The sequence below is a fragment of the Streptomyces sp. CAU 1734 genome (assembly GCF_039888735.1).
Classification (GTDB): domain Bacteria; phylum Actinomycetota; class Actinomycetes; order Streptomycetales; family Streptomycetaceae; genus Streptomyces.
Genome location: NZ_JBDQQP010000011.1, coordinates 237376 through 251137 on the forward strand (window position 1 = coordinate 237376; position 13762 = coordinate 251137).

12 protein-coding genes are annotated in these 13762 nt (G+C 72.6%); 8 read left to right on the top strand and 4 right to left on the bottom strand.

What is annotated here, in order from left to right; translation table 11 throughout:
* Window positions 1–9 precede the first annotated feature (9 nt).
* A complete protein-coding gene (locus tag AAFN69_RS22415; RefSeq protein WP_347730444.1) occupies window positions 10–618 on the bottom strand; it encodes a TetR/AcrR family transcriptional regulator in 609 nt (202 codons plus the stop codon).
* Window positions 619–701: 83 nt separating this feature from the next.
* Here AAFN69_RS22415 and AAFN69_RS22420 point away from each other — a divergent pair, with 83 nt between their 5' ends.
* Entirely contained in the window at window positions 702–1568 is an 867-nt protein-coding gene (locus AAFN69_RS22420; RefSeq protein ID WP_347730445.1) for an alpha/beta hydrolase, read from the top strand.
* A 136-nt stretch (window positions 1569–1704) separates the two neighbouring features.
* Here the strand turns inward: AAFN69_RS22420 and AAFN69_RS22425 are convergent, their stop codons facing one another.
* Both AAFN69_RS22425 and AAFN69_RS22430 read right to left on the bottom strand, forming a co-directional pair.
* A complete protein-coding gene (locus AAFN69_RS22425) occupies window positions 1705–3756 on the bottom strand; it encodes an ABC transporter transmembrane domain-containing protein (RefSeq protein ID WP_347730446.1) in 2052 nt (683 codons plus the stop codon).
* Window positions 3753–5636 (bottom strand): ABC transporter ATP-binding protein, encoded by a 1884-nt coding sequence (locus AAFN69_RS22430; protein ID WP_347730447.1) that lies wholly within the window; start codon window positions 5634–5636, stop codon window positions 3753–3755. Before AAFN69_RS22430 ends, AAFN69_RS22425 begins: the two co-directional genes overlap by 4 nt.
* Window positions 5637–5844: 208 nt before the next feature.
* Here AAFN69_RS22430 and AAFN69_RS22435 point away from each other — a divergent pair, with 208 nt between their 5' ends.
* The 6 genes from AAFN69_RS22435 to AAFN69_RS22460 all read left to right on the top strand — a co-directional run bounded on the left by AAFN69_RS22435 (window position 5845) and on the right by AAFN69_RS22460 (window position 12577).
* Window positions 5845–7056: an Ig-like domain-containing protein gene (locus tag AAFN69_RS22435; RefSeq protein WP_347730448.1), complete on the top strand. Its 1212-nt coding sequence runs from the start codon at window positions 5845–5847 to the stop codon at window positions 7054–7056.
* 179 nt (window positions 7057–7235) lie between these two features.
* Window positions 7236–8531 (top strand): Ig-like domain-containing protein, encoded by a 1296-nt coding sequence (locus tag AAFN69_RS22440; protein ID WP_347730449.1) that lies wholly within the window; start codon window positions 7236–7238, stop codon window positions 8529–8531.
* 68 nt (window positions 8532–8599) lie between these two features.
* Window positions 8600–9370: an enoyl-CoA hydratase-related protein gene (locus AAFN69_RS22445; protein WP_347730450.1), complete on the top strand. Its 771-nt coding sequence runs from the start codon at window positions 8600–8602 to the stop codon at window positions 9368–9370.
* A gap of 179 nt (window positions 9371–9549) precedes the next feature.
* The gene (locus AAFN69_RS22450; RefSeq protein ID WP_347730451.1) at window positions 9550–10077 is read left to right on the top strand and encodes an ATP-binding protein; all 528 of its coding nucleotides are present in this window, start codon (window positions 9550–9552) and stop codon (window positions 10075–10077) included.
* A 392-nt stretch (window positions 10078–10469) separates the two neighbouring features.
* A complete protein-coding gene (locus AAFN69_RS22455) occupies window positions 10470–11309 on the top strand; it encodes a polysaccharide deacetylase family protein (protein ID WP_347730452.1) in 840 nt (279 codons plus the stop codon).
* Entirely contained in the window at window positions 11309–12577 is a 1269-nt protein-coding gene (locus AAFN69_RS22460) for a YncE family protein (RefSeq protein WP_347730453.1), read from the top strand. The genes AAFN69_RS22455 and AAFN69_RS22460 overlap by 1 nt, the downstream gene beginning before the upstream one ends.
* A 164-nt stretch (window positions 12578–12741) precedes the next feature.
* Here AAFN69_RS22460 and AAFN69_RS22465 read toward each other — a convergent pair whose 3' ends face one another.
* The gene (locus AAFN69_RS22465) at window positions 12742–13383 is read right to left on the bottom strand and encodes a GNAT family N-acetyltransferase (protein WP_347730454.1); all 642 of its coding nucleotides are present in this window, start codon (window positions 13381–13383) and stop codon (window positions 12742–12744) included.
* 112 nt (window positions 13384–13495) lie between these two features.
* Here AAFN69_RS22465 and AAFN69_RS22470 point away from each other — a divergent pair, with 112 nt between their 5' ends.
* Window positions 13496–13717, top strand: coding sequence for an EF-hand domain-containing protein (locus AAFN69_RS22470; RefSeq protein ID WP_347730455.1), 222 nt, complete (start codon window positions 13496–13498; stop codon window positions 13715–13717).
* The last annotated feature ends 45 nt before the right edge of the window (window positions 13718–13762 follow it).

Sequence of the window (13762 nt, forward strand, 5' to 3'; positions counted from 1 at the left end):
GCCGCGGTGTCATCCGTTCCGTGCCAGCAGCCCGTCCACCAGATGCTCCAGAGCCTCCGTCATCTCCGCCCGCGCCGCCTCGGGATCGTCCGCGTGCGCGACCATGAGCGCCGCCTCGTCCAGCGCGCCGAGCAGGATATGGGCCAGCGGCGGTACGGGCCGGCCGGCCGTCGCCCCGCCCGCCAGCGCCGCCTCCAGGGCCGCCGTGATCACCCCGAGGCCGTGCTCCTGGCCGATCTCCCGCCAGCGCCGCCAGCCCAGTACCCCCGGCGCGTCCAGCAGCAGAATGCGTTCCACGTCCGGCTCGGCGAAGGCGTCGAGGAACGCGCGTGCCCCCGCCTTCAGCGCCCCCACCGGATCCGCGGCGTCCGTCATGACCTGCCCGGCGATCCGCTCGGTCAGCTCCGCCTCGACCGTCCGCACGGTGGCGTCGAAGAGATCGGTCTTGTCCCGGAACTGGTGGTAGAGCGCCCCCCGGGTGACCCCGGCGGCCCGGACGATCTCCTCGGTCCCCACCCCCGCGTAGCCGCGCTCGGCGAACAGCGCCCGGGCGGCGGAGACGAGAGCCGCCCGGGTCGCCCGGGAGCGCTGGGTGTGCTTGGTGCCGGTCGTCTGCATGCTGCCCCCTTGAGTTCCGTACAGTCTGCATGGCACCGTACATACATACAGTCTGTATGTAATTTTACGCGAGGGGCACCGCCATGCCACAGCTCACGCTCGACCAGGGAACCGTCCACTACCGGGACACCGGAGAAGGCGAGCCGGTGCTGTTTCTGCACGGCTACCTCATGGACGGCAGGCTCTGGCAGCCGGTCGTCGACCGACTCGCCCCGGACTTCCGGTGCATCACCCCCGACCTGCCGCTCGGCGCCCACCGCACCCCGATGAACCCCGGCGCGGACCTCAGCCTCGCCGGGGTCGCCCGGCTGGTCGCCGATCTGATCGCCGCGCTCGGTCTGCCCCGGGTGACCCTGGTCGGCAACGATCTCGGCACCGCCGTCGCCCAGATCGCCGCCGCCCGCCATCCCGAGCGGATCGGCCGTCTCGTCCTCACCAACGGCGAGTGCTTCGAGAACTGCCCCTCACCCTGGTTCAGAACACTCGACCCCGCCGCCCGGGTGCCCGGCCTGCTGACCCTCGCCTTCCAGGCCCTGCGGCTGCGCGCCGTCCGCCGGATGCCCTTCGGCTTCGGCCTGCTGACCAAGGGCGCACTGCCCCACGACCTGATCGGCGACTGGCTGGACGCCTTCTTCGCCGACCCCGGCGTCCGGCGCGACTGTGTGAAGGTCACCCGCGGGATCGTCCCCGCGGCCCTGCGCGAACCGGTACGGCGGCTCGCCTCCTTCGACCGGCCCACCCTGCTCGCCTTCGCCCGCGAGGACCGGCTCTTCCCGTACGAGCACGGCGAGCGGCTGGCCGCGATCATGCCCGGCGCCCGGCTGGAGACCGTCCCCGACAGCCGGACCTGGGTGATGCGCGACCAGCCCGAGCTGACGGCCCTGCTCATCGGCGACTTCATCCGCGGCACCCTCGCGGGCGCGGCGCCGGCGGACATCACCCCCGCCTGATCGCCGTTGGCGTGACGCGCCGCCCGCCGGTGACGGCGTCTCAGGCACCGCCGGCCCGCCGGGGTGCGGCGCGGCCGGTACGGGCCCGGTGAGACAGCGCTCGCCCCGGCGGCCCCGGCACGGGCCGGTCCACGGCTCAGACCAGACTGTCCCGCCAGGCCCGGTGCAGCCCCGCGAACCGGCCCGTGCCGCCGATCAGTTCGGCCGGTGAGCCGTCCTCCACGATGACGCCCCGCTCCATCACCAGCACCCGGTCCGCGACCTCCACCGTGGAGAGCCGGTGGGCGATCACCACCGCCGTGCGGCCTTGCAGCACCGTGTCCATCGCGCGCTGGACGGCCCGCTCGCCGGGGATGTCCAGGGAGCTCGTGGCCTCGTCCAGGATCAGTACGGAGGGATCCGCCAGCAGCGCCCGCGCGAACGCCACCAGCTGACGCTGGCCCGCCGAGATCCGGCCGCCCCGCTTGCGCACATCCGTGTCGTAACCGTCCGGCAGCGTGCTGATGAACGCATGCGCGCCGATCGCCTTCGCCGCATGCTCGATCTCCTCCCGTGTGGCGTCCGGCCGCCCGATGGCGATGTTCTCCGCGACCGTGCCGGAGAAGAGGAACGCCTCCTGGGTCACCATCACCACACCGCGCCGCAGTTCGGGCGTGGCCAGCTCCCGGATGTCGACGCCGTCGAGCAGGACGGCGCCCTCCACCGGGTCGTAGAACCGCGCCAGCAGTTTGGCCAGCGTCGACTTGCCCGCACCGGTCGAGCCGACCACGGCGACGGTCTGGCCCGCCGGTATCGAGAGCTCGAAGCGGGGCAGCACCTCGCCGCCCCCTCGGTAGGAGAACCGCACACGGTCGAAGACGACCGAGCGGCCGGGGTGGTCGCCCTTGAGCGGCGGCAGCTCGCGCGGCTGCTCCGGCTCCGCCAGGGAGGGGGACTGGGCCAGCAGACCCGCGATCTTCGCCAGCGACGCGGCGGCGCTCTCATAGGAGTTGAGGAACATGCCGAGCCGGTCGATCGGGTCGTACAGCCGGCGCAGATAGAGCACCGACGCCGCCAGCACACCGAGCGCGAGCGTGCCGCCCGCCACCCGGTACGCACCCCACAGCACGATCCCCGCGACGGCGGTGTTGGCCACCACCCGGGAGCCGGCGACATACCGGGCCATCGCCAGCAGCGCGTCCCCGTTGCTGACCGCGTGGCGGTCGTTCAGCTTGGCGAAGGCCGTGTCATTGGCCTCCTCGCGCCGGAAGGCGCGCACCGGGCGGATGCCGTTCAGGGTCTCGGTGAACTTCACGATCACCCCGGCTATCGCGGTCGAGCGCTCGCTGTAGATCCGGCCGGCGCTCCGCTGGTAGACGCGGATCAGCGCATAGAGCGGGATGAAGGAGGCGATGGCGACCGCGCCGAGGCCCAGATCCAGCCAGAGGAGCAGCACCGAGATGTAGACGAAGGCCAGCACCACATTGATCAGTTCCTGCATGCCCTCTTCGAGCAGTTCGCGCAGGGACTCGACATCCGAGGTGGAACGCGAGATCAGCCGCCCCGAGGTGTAGCGCTCGTGGAAGTCGACGCTGAGCGCCTGGGAGTGGCGGAAGATCCGGCCGCGCAGATCCAGCAGGACGTCCTGGCTCAGCCGGGCGGAGACGACGATGAAGAGATATTGGAGCACTCCGGCCCCGGACGCGGCGAGGCCGTATCCGGTCGCGACGGCGATCAGCGGGCCGTAGTCCTGGTCGCGGAAGGCGGGGACGCCCCGGTCGATGGCGTAGGCCACCAGCAGCGGGCCGACCTGGATGGCGGCCTGCTGGAAGAGCAGGATCACCGCCACCAGGACGACGCGCGGACGGTGCGGGGCGAGCAGCGAGCGCAGCAGTGCCCCGGTCGCGCCCTTCTCGGCCGGGAGGTCGTCCCGGTCGAAGGGATCGTCCGCCGGCTTCTCCGGCTTCTTCGCCTTCTCGGGCTGCTCGGGCTGCTCGGGTTTCTCCGCCTGCTCCGTCTGCTCCGCCTGCTTCGGCTTCTCCTCCGGCGTCGCGGAGGCGCCGGCGGTGTCCCGGTGACCGGTCGCGTCCCGGGGGCCCGGCACGGCGGGACACGGGGTCTCCCGGTCCGCCTCCGCCGGGGTCCGGCCGGCCGCCTCGTCGGGACGGTCCCCGCCCCCGGCTCTGCCGGATGTCGTCGCGGCGGTCATCGTGAAGATCCTTCCGTGAGGTGCGCGCGCCGCACCGGGCCGGTGCCGGCCGCTGTCCCGTCGCCGGCCGCCGTCCCGGCCTCCGGCGCGGTGCCGTTCTCCGCGCCCGACATCAGCCAGGCGTACTCCGCGCTCGTCCGCAGCAGCTCCTGATGGGTGCCGACGGCCGCGATCCGGCCCCCGGAGAGCAGGGCCACCCGGTCCGCCAGGAGCACGGTGGACGGACGGTGTGCCACCACCAGGGCGGTGGTGTCCGCCAGCACCCGCCGCAGCGCGGCCTCCACCAGGGTCTCGGTGTGGACATCGAGCGCGGAGAGCGGATCGTCCAGCACCAGGAACCGTGGCCGGCCGACCACCGCCCTGGCCAGCGCCAGCCGCTGGCGCTGGCCCCCGGAGAGACTCAGCCCCTGCTCGCCGACCTCGGTGCCGATCCCGCCGGGGAGCGAGCGCGCAAAGCCCGCCTGGGCCACGTCCAGCGCCCGGTCCAGCTCGTCCGCGCTCGCGTCCTCGCCGCCCATCAGGATGTTCTCCCCGATGGTCGCGGAGAACAGCGTCGGCTCCTCGAAGGCCACCGACACCAGCTCCCGCAACCGCTCCCGGGGAATCGCGCGGATGTCCGTGCCGTCCAGGGTGATCCGGCCCGAGGTCATCTCGTGCAGCCGGGGCACCAGGGCGGTGAGCGTGGTCTTCCCGCTGCCGGTCGCGCCCACCAGGGCCATCGTTTCGCCGGGGCGGATGTGCAGGTCGATCCCGTCCAGGACGGGCCGGGAACCGGCCGGGCTGTCCGGGTAGCGGAATCCGACCCCGTCGAACCGCAGCCCGCCCCGCCCGGCCCCGCTCTCCGCCGGCTCGGCGGACTCGCCCGGTCCGGCCGTCTCCCGCGCCGTCTCCCGCTCCTCGTTCATCACCTCGAAATACCGGTCGGTCGCCGTCGCCGCCTCCTGGCACATGGCCAGCAGGAAGCCGATCGACTCCACCGGCCACCGCAGCGCCAGCGCGATCGAGAGAAACGCGACAAGGGTGCCCGCCGAGAGATTCCCGTCCGCGACCTGCACGGTGCCCAGCACCAGCGCGCCGCCGACGGCGAGCTCGGGCAGTACGGTGACCACGGCCCAGATCCGGCCCAGCAGCCGCGCCTTCAGCAGCTCCGTACCGCGCAGCCGGCCCGCCATCTCGCGGAAGGCCCGCGCCTGGCTGCGGTTGCGGCCGAAGCCCTTGACGATCCGGATGCCGAGGACACTCTCCTCGACCACCGTCGTCAGATCCCCGACCTGATCCTGTCCGCGCCGCGCGGCCTTGGCGTACTGCGACTCGAAGTAGGAGATCAGCAGCAGCAGCGGCACGATCGGGGCCAGCAGCACCAGCCCCAGCACCCACTGCTGGAGGAAGAGGATGACGAACCCGACCAGGATGGTGGTGAAATTGACCACCAGGAAGGTCAGCGGAAACGCCAGGAACATCCGCAGCAGCGCCAGATCCGCCGTGCCCCGGGAGAGGAGCTGACCCGAGGGCCAGCGGTCGTGGAAGGCGATCGGCAGCCGCTGGAGATGCGCGTACAGATCGGCCCGCATCGCCGCCTCCACCCGCGCCAGCGGCCGGGCCACCAGCCATCGCCGGAGGCCGAAGAGCAGCGCCTCGGCGATGCCGAGCAGCAGCAGGGCCAGCGCCCCGAGCCAGACCCCGCCGGGGTCCCGGTCGGTCACCGGCCCGTCGACGATCCACTTCAGCACCAGGGGAATGACCAGGCTGAGACAGGAGGCCACGATCGCGATCACGGCGGCGAGCGAGAGCCGGACCCGGACCGGCCGTACATAGGGCCACAGCCGCAGCAGTGAGCGCACGGCGGACCGTTCCCCGGTGGGTGCAAGTGAAGTGGACATCAGGGGTGAGCCTACGGTTTGTTGCTTACCGCTCTCATCTCAATTTGCCAACGGCTCAGCCGGTGATCCGCCGTGGATTCAATGGTCATCACTGATGGTGATCCCGCGATTCCATCTCCTGTCCCTGCTCTCACGGCAGCACCACCGCCCGGAGCTCTCCCGGCCCGGCCCACGTTTCCCCCGGCGGCCCCCGGTCGTTGGAGGGGGCATGAATCATGCACTGAAGCGGACGGGACGGGTCACGGCCGCCGTCCTGGCATGGGCGGGGCTGCTGGCCCTGCTCTCCGGCTGCGCGGGCGGCGCGCTGGACCTCAGCGGCAGACCGAGGTCGGCCGAGGACACCATCCGGATCGTTCCGGAGGACGGGGCCAAGGGGGTGGACCCGGACGGCCGGCTCGAAGTGCGGCTGCCCAGCGGGCGGCTCGAACGGGTCAGGGTGAGCCGGATCGAGAACGAGACCCCCGCCGAGGTCCCCGGCGCCATCTCCGAGGACGGGCTGAGCTGGCTGCCGGAGAAGGGGACCGCGCTCGGCGTCGCCGCCAAGTACAGCGTCGACGCGGTGGCGCTCGACGGCCACGGCCGCCGCTCGGCCCGGCACACCACCTTCACCACCGAAGTGCCCGACCACCGCTTCATCGGCTACTTCAAGCCGGAGAACCGGGCCACCGTCGGCACCGGGATGATCGTCTCCTTCGCCTTCAACCAGAAGATCGCCGACCGGGCCGCCGTGCAGCGGGCGATCAAAGTGACCTCCGATCCGCCGGTGCCGGTCGAGGGCCACTGGTTCGGGGACGACCGGCTGGACTTCCGCCCGGAGGAGTACTGGGAGCCCGGGACCAAGGTCACGGTCGAGGTGGGGCTGCGCGACGTGGAGGCGGCGCCGGGCGCGTACGGCATTCAGCGGAAGACCGTCCGCTTCACCATCGGGCGCTCCCAGGTCTCCCTGGTCGACGCCGAGGCCAAGACCATGGAGGTCCGGCGGGACGGCCGCACGCTGGCCACCGTGCCGATCACGGCGGGCGCGCCCAAGAGCACCACCTACAACGGGAAGATGGTGGTCAGCGATCTTTTCGAGGTGACCCGGATGAACGGCCGGACGGTCGGCTTCGGCGGTGAGTACGACATCAAGGACGTGCCGCACGCGATGCGCCTGACCGACTCCGGCACCTATCTGCACGGCAACTACTGGGCGGAGCCCGAGATCTTCGGCAAGGTGAATGTCAGCCACGGCTGTGTCGGCCTCCGCGATGAGAAGGGCGGCAGCGGCGACACCCCGGCGGGCTGGTTCTTCGACCGGACACTGATCGGCGATGTGGTGGAGGTGGTCAACTCCAAGGAGAAGGAGGTCGCGCCGGGCAATGGCCTGAGCGGCTGGAACATGGACTGGCGCCGCTGGCGGGAGGGCTCCGCGCTCCGCTGACCCGGGCCGCTCCCGTACGGCCGTGTCCGCCGCGCACCCGCCCCGGTTGGAACCGAACGGTGACAGAGGTGCGAAGGTTCCGGAACTCCCCCCGTGATTCGCTGGCCCGGTACGCGCTGCTGGGCGAAGGCGCGGACGGGTGGGCCGCGGCGGGGCCGGGCCGCGCGAGGGGAGAGACCATGGGGAACGGGCAGCCGGCAGCGGGACCCCCGGCGGGCGGCACGCCCGGCGGGCCCCCGGACGACATACCCGGCGGCACCCCCGCCGCCCCCGGCCCGCGCCGCCGCACCGGCCGCCGGGCCGCGGTCCGGCCGGCCGGCGCCGCCGCACTGCTCGTCCTGGTGACGGCCTGCGGAGGCGCCGCGGGGGACCGGGAGTCCGGCGCGGGGGCCGGGCGGCCGGGCGCCGCCGCCTCCCGGGCCGTGGTCACCATCGCCCCCGAGGACGGTGCCGCCTCGGTCGCCACCAGCGGGGCCCTGAGGGTGGCCGCCGACGGCGGCAGGCTGACCGAGGTCACCGTCGAGGACGACCGGGGCGCCGAGGTGGCGGGCCGGATCTCCGCCGACGGCGGCACCTGGCGCCCGGCCCGCCATCTGGCCGGCGCCACCAAGTACCGGGTGCACGCGGTCGCCCGGGACGAGAACGGCCGCGAGTCCGCGAAGACCGCGGGCTTCACCACCCTCGTACCGGGAAACACCTTCATCGGCCATCACACCCCCGGTGACGGGGCCACGGTCGGTGTCGGGATGCCGGTCTCGCTCAGCTTCACCCGGGGCATCACCGCACCCGAGGCGGTCGAGCGGGCGATCACCGTGACCTCCGATCCGCCGGTGCCGGTCGAGGGCCACTGGTTCGGGGACGACCGGCTGGACTTCCGCCCGGAGAAGTACTGGGAGCCCGGGACCAGGGTCACGGTCCGGCTGGATCTCGACGGTGTGGAGGGCCGTCCCGGGGTCCGCGGGACCCAGACCGGGACGCTCTCCTTCACCATCGGCCGCAGCCAGATCTCCACCGTGGACGCCCGGTCCAAGCGGATGAGGGTGGTCCGGGACGGCGCGCTGCTGAGGGAGCTGCCGGTCACCGCGGGCGCGCCGGCGACCACCACGTACAACGGCACGATGGTCATCAGCGAGAAGTACAAGGTGACCCGGATGAACGGCCCGACGGTCGGCTTCGGCGGGGAGTACGACATCAAGGACGTGCCGCATGCGATGCGGCTCTCCGCCTCCGGGACCTTTGTGCACGGCAACTACTGGGTCCCGCCGTCCACCTTCGGCGCGGCCAACGCCGGCCATGGCGGCGTGGGGCTGCGCGATGTGCGCGGCGCGGACGACGAGCGGACCCCGGCGGCCTGGCTCTTCGCCCATTCGCTGATCGGCGATGTGGTGGTGGTGAAGAACTCCGACGAGCGGCGCGTCGCCCCGGACAACGGCCTCAACGGCTGGAACATGTCCTGGGCGGAGTGGAACCGCTGACCGCGCCCGCCGCCGCTGTGACCCACCGCACCCGGTCCACATCCGTTAGCCGCGGTTAACCTGCCTCCATGACGACTGTGACATTCGAGGTCGCCGACGGTGTCGGCACCATCCGGCTCGACCGGCCGCCGATGAACGCGCTCAACACCGGCATCCAGGACCGGCTGCGCGAGCTGGCGGCGGAGGCGGGTGACCGCGAGGACGTGCGGGCGGTGATCCTGTACGGCGGCGAGAAGGTCTTCGCCGCCGGCGCGGACATCAAGGAGATGCGCGACATGGACCACGCGGCCATGGTGCTGCGGTCCCGGGCCCTCCAGGAGTCGTTCACCGCCATCGCCCGGATCCCCAAGCCGGTGGTCGCCGCGGTCACCGGCTATGCCCTCGGGGGCGGCTGCGAGCTGGCGCTCTGCGCCGATTACCGGATCGCCGCCGACAACGCCAAGCTGGGCCAGCCCGAGATCCTGCTCGGACTGATCCCGGGCGCGGGCGGCACCCAGCGGCTCGCCCGGCTGGTCGGTCCGTCCCGCGCGAAGGACCTGATCTTCACCGGCCGTCAGGTGCGGGCCGAGGAGGCGCTGGCGATCGGCCTGGTGGACCGGGTGGTGCCCGCCGCCGAGGTGTACGAGCAGGCCCGCGCCTGGGCCGCGAAGCTCGCCCAGGGGCCCGCGCTGGCGCTGCGGGCGGCGAAGGAGTGCGTGGACGCGGGTCTGGAGACGGACATCGGGACCGGTCTCGCGATCGAGCGCACCTGGTTCGCGGGGCTCTTCGCGACGGAGGACCGCGAGCGCGGGATGCGCAGTTTCGTGGAGGAGGGGCCGGGCAGGGCCAGATTCGTCTGACTCCCGCACAGCCGTGTCCATACGCTCCGCACAGCCCTGTTGACACGGTGTCAGCGCAGCTCGGAGCGGTGACGGGGCCCATTCGAGGCCGGAGTCATATGCCCCGGGGCACCCCCGGAAGGGGGTGCCCCGGGGGTGCTATTCCGCCGGAACGGCCACAGCCGCCGGTTAATGCGGCCATGATGGTGGACATGGCGGGCCTCGAAGGTGTGGAACAACCGCGGCAGCGCGGCAGTGCTGTCGCCACCCGGTGGACTTCCGCCATCGAGGACGAACAGGCTCTGAAGACGCTGGAGTTGTACGGCAACCCGGCCGATGCCGAGGTGCGGCTGCCGTCCCTCCCCGAGTCCGCCGCCACCGCGAGGCGGCTGACGCACTGTGTGGTGCTGAGCCACTGGGCGCTCTCGGCCCAGACCGCCGAGCACGCGGTCCTGCTGGTGTCGGAGCTCGTCGGCAACGCGGTGCGGCACACCGGTGCGCGCGTCTTCGGGCTGCGGATGCTGCGCCGGCGCGGCTGGATCAGGGTGGAGGTGCGCGACCCCTCGCGCGGGCTGCCCTGTCTGCTGCCGGTCCAGCCGATGGACGTCAGCGGCCGGGGGCTCTTCCTGGTCGACAAGCTCTCCGACCGATGGGGCGCGGATCTGCTGCCGCGCGGCAAGACGACCTGGTTCGAGATGCGGGTCGCCGAGCGGTTCCCCAGCTCGTAGCGGAAGGCCCGGGGCCGCGGTCCCGGAAACACAGAAGCCCCCGTGCCGGCCGGGGATGCGGCGAGGCGGGGGCTGCTGTGAGCGCCGCGGGCAAGGGGGTGTTTTCCGCGGCGGTTGAAGACGACCGGCCCGGGTCAAAGGGGGTCGTGCCATCGACTATGGCAGATGGGGGCCCGCTTGCCAAAAATCTCTATTCGGTCATAAGTGGATATTCGTCGCGAATGATGAATGAATCCCAGGTGAGGTGCGCCACTGGCCTGGAAAACCACCCTCCGGGTTCGCTCCTGGTGAATGTTTCCTTGATCTTCCCCATCCCGGCGGGCGCGACCCGCGAGTGATGGAAATCGGGCAATCGTTATTTTCTGCCCACTTCGCCCCTACGCTGCTCTCCCGTGACCTCCATCGACCGCCGCGCCGTCCTGCGCGCGGGAGCGGGGGCCGCCGTCGCGGGTGCCCTCGGGACCGGCTGTGCCGATGGCGGTCCCGCCCCGGACCGCCCGCCGCGGCCCGGGGAAGCGGCCCCGGACGCCTCTCCCGCCGACCCCGCCCGCGACCGGCCCGCGCCCCCCGCCGGCCGGCCGTCCGCGCGCGCCCCCGGCCGGCCCGCCCCCGCCCCGCGCCGCTTCCCCGGCCTGCCCGCCCAGATCACCCACGGCCCCCGCGACCGCGACCGGATCGCCCTCACCTTCCACGGCGGCGGCGACCCCGCCACCGCCCGCGCGGTGCTGGCCGAGGCCGAGCGGGCCGGCGCCCGGATCACCGTGCTCGCCATCGGCACCTGGCTCGACGAACACCCCGGCCTCGCCCGTCGCGTCCTCGACGGCGGCCACGAACTCGGCAACCACACCCTCAGTCATGTCACCGTCAATGAGCTCGCCGAGGCCGACGCCCTCGCCGAGATCACCGGCTGCGCCGAGCGGCTGCGCCGGCTGACCGGCTCCATCGGGAGCTGGTTCCGCCCCTCCCGTACCCAGTACGCCACCCCGCTGGTCGTCCGGCTCGCCCGGCGGGCCGGGTATCCGCACGTCCTCTCCTACGAGCTCGACTCCCTCGACTCCACCTCGCCCGGTGCCACGGCCGTGACCCGCACTGTCACCGGGCAGATCCAGCGCGGATCGGTGGTCAGCCTGCACTTCGGCTACGCGGACACGGTCGCCGCGCTGCCCGCCCTCCTCGATGAACTCGACCGCCGCCGTCTGCGCGCGGTGACGACCACGGAGCTGCTCAGCTGATGCACGCCACCACAACCAGTGACCTGAGAACCGGCGACCCGGGCCCCGCGCACCGGTGGACCGGACGGACGCGGCTCCCGCTCACCCGGCGGGCCGGTGCGCTGTTCACCGGCGCCCTGATCGCCCTGCTGGCGGGGTGCGGCGGCGAGGGGGACCGGACCGCCACCCGGGCGAACGGCACCGACGGGGGCGAAAGGACCAAGGCCGCCGCCCCGCCCGCGCGCCCGGCCGTCCCGCCCGGACTGCCGGGGATGCCGCCGGTGCTCGACCCCGAGGACATCTACGCCGCCGACCGTCCGGGCAAGCTCTCGCCGGTGGTGAAGGACTTCCCGTCCCGGGTGTACGTCCCCAACACCAACTCCAACACCGTCTCCGTCATCGACCCGGCCACCTATGAGGTCGTCGAGACGATCCCGGTCGGTATCCAGCCCCAGCACGTCGTCCCGTCCTGGGACCTCAAGACCCTCTGGGTCAACAACAACCGGGGCCACACCCTCACCCCGATCGACCCCAGGACCGGCAAGGCCGGCGAACCGGTCGAGGTGCACGACCCGTACAACCTCTACTTCACCCCCAACGGCAAACACGCCGTGGTCATGGCCTCGCTCGACCGCGAACTGGTCTTCCGCGACCCCCACACCATGGACCGCGTCAAGACCACCCCGGTCTCCTGCTACGGGGTCAACCACGCCGACTTCTCCGCCGACGGCCGGTACTTCATCGTCTCCTGCGAGTTCTCCGGCGAGCTCCTGAAGGTCGACACGGAGAGGATGGAGGTGGTCGCGCAGCAGAAGCTCCCGCTCGACGGCGCGATGCCGCAGGATGTGAAGATCTCCCCGGACGGCAAGACCTTCTACATCGCCGACATGATGGCGCACGGCATGTGGGTGCTGGACGGCGAGAAGTTCACCGAGCCGAAGCTGCTGCCCACCGGCGAGGGCGCCCACGGCCTCTACATCTCCCGGGACTCGCGGGAGATGTACATCCCCAACCGGGGCGAGGGCTCCGTCTCCGTCTTCGACTTCCGGCGGAACAAGCTGACCAAGAAGTGGTGGCTGCCGGACGGCGGCAGCCCGGACATGGGCGGGGTCTCCGCCGACGGCAAGGTGCTGTGGCTGTCGGGGCGGTACGACTCCGAGGTGTACGCCATCGACACGAGGACGGGCAAGCAGCTGGCCCGCATCCCGGTCGGCGGCGGCCCGCACGGTCTGGCGGTCTATCCGCAGCCGGGCCGCTACTCGCTCGGCCACACGGGAGTCTTCCGCTGACGCCCCGGGCCCGGCGGCTCCGCCGGGCCCGGCGGAGCCGCCGGGCCCGTACGCCCGCCTCGGGCCCGTACGCCCGCCTCGGGCCCGTACGCCCCGCGCCGGGCCCCCGCGCCCGCGCCGGACCCGCGCGAACAGCGCCTCCGCGCCGGGGTCCTGCGCCCGCCTCAGACCCGCGCGAACAGCGCCTCCGATCCCACCGCGCGGAAGCCCGCCGCCTGGAAGGTGCGCACACTGCGGGCGTTCCCCGGCGAGACCTGTGCCCACACCGCCGGTTCCGGCACCAGCTGACGGGCGGCGCGGGCCAGTGCGGGGCCGAGCCCGCGCCCCCGGGCCGGCTCGTCGACCTCCACCGCGCACTCCCACCGCCCGGCGACCCCCCGGCCGAGGACCAGGATGCCGCCGTCGGCCGCCCACACCCGTACTCCGGTGCGCTGTCCCAGCGCCCGGGCCACCCGGGGATGGCCGGTGTCCCCGGTGATCTCGCGGAGCCTCACCTCCGGCGGTCCGGGCAGCGCCCAGGCCACGTTCAGCAGGTCGATGGTGTTCATCGCGCGGCCGGTGCGCGCGAGCAGCGAGGCGAGGAAGACCGGGTTCATCGGGGCGGCGAGCCGGTCCGACGGAGTGGCGGCCAGCTGTGCCCGTACCCAGTCGGGATCCTCGTCGGTGAAGACCACCGAGCGCGCGGTGAGGGCCAGCACCCCCGCGTCCCTGGGGCTGGGCTGGCCGATGACCTCGGTCTCCCCGTCCGGCGGCGGGAACTCCCCGCGCGCGGCGGCCCGCAGGATCCGCGCCAGCTCATGACTCATACCCACATGATCGCCGACCGCCCCTCGGACGGACCATCCGGCCCGTGCCGATAATCTGACCTTCGTCAGGAGTGCGGTCACGCACCCATGGAACCCAGGGAGGGCGTTAGCAGTGGCTGACATCGAAGAGGCGCGCACGGCGTTCAAGCGGTACGACCTGGACGGCGACGGGCTGATCACGGCGGCCGAGTACAAGAGCGTGATGGCTCAGCTGGGCGACTTCCGTGTCACCGAGGCGGTGGCCGAGGCGGTCATCAGGACCAAGGACGCCAATGGTGACGGCCGGCTGACGTTCGAGGAGTTCTGGGACGCGCTCAACAAGAACAAGGCCTGAGACGCCGGACGGTTCTCCGGCCGCCGGGCCGGGGGACCACCCCGG

Coding starts and splice junctions, on each gene's coding strand:
- AAFN69_RS22415 (WP_347730444.1), bottom strand. CDS start 618: ATGCAGACGACCGGCACCAAGCACACCCAGCGCTCCCGGGCGACCCGG.
- AAFN69_RS22440 (WP_347730449.1), top strand. CDS start 7,236: ATGGGGAACGGGCAGCCGGCAGCGGGACCCCCGGCGGGCGGCACGCCC.
- AAFN69_RS22435 (WP_347730448.1), top strand. CDS start 5,845: ATGAATCATGCACTGAAGCGGACGGGACGGGTCACGGCCGCCGTCCTG.
- AAFN69_RS22445 (WP_347730450.1), top strand. CDS start 8,600: ATGACGACTGTGACATTCGAGGTCGCCGACGGTGTCGGCACCATCCGG.
- AAFN69_RS22420 (WP_347730445.1), top strand. CDS start 702: ATGCCACAGCTCACGCTCGACCAGGGAACCGTCCACTACCGGGACACC.
- AAFN69_RS22425 (WP_347730446.1), bottom strand. CDS start 3,756: ATGACCGCCGCGACGACATCCGGCAGAGCCGGGGGCGGGGACCGTCCC.
- AAFN69_RS22430 (WP_347730447.1), bottom strand. CDS start 5,636: ATGTCCACTTCACTTGCACCCACCGGGGAACGGTCCGCCGTGCGCTCA.
- AAFN69_RS22450 (WP_347730451.1), top strand. CDS start 9,550: ATGATGGTGGACATGGCGGGCCTCGAAGGTGTGGAACAACCGCGGCAG.
- AAFN69_RS22465 (WP_347730454.1), bottom strand. CDS start 13,383: ATGAGTCATGAGCTGGCGCGGATCCTGCGGGCCGCCGCGCGCGGGGAG.
- AAFN69_RS22460 (WP_347730453.1), top strand. CDS start 11,309: ATGCACGCCACCACAACCAGTGACCTGAGAACCGGCGACCCGGGCCCC.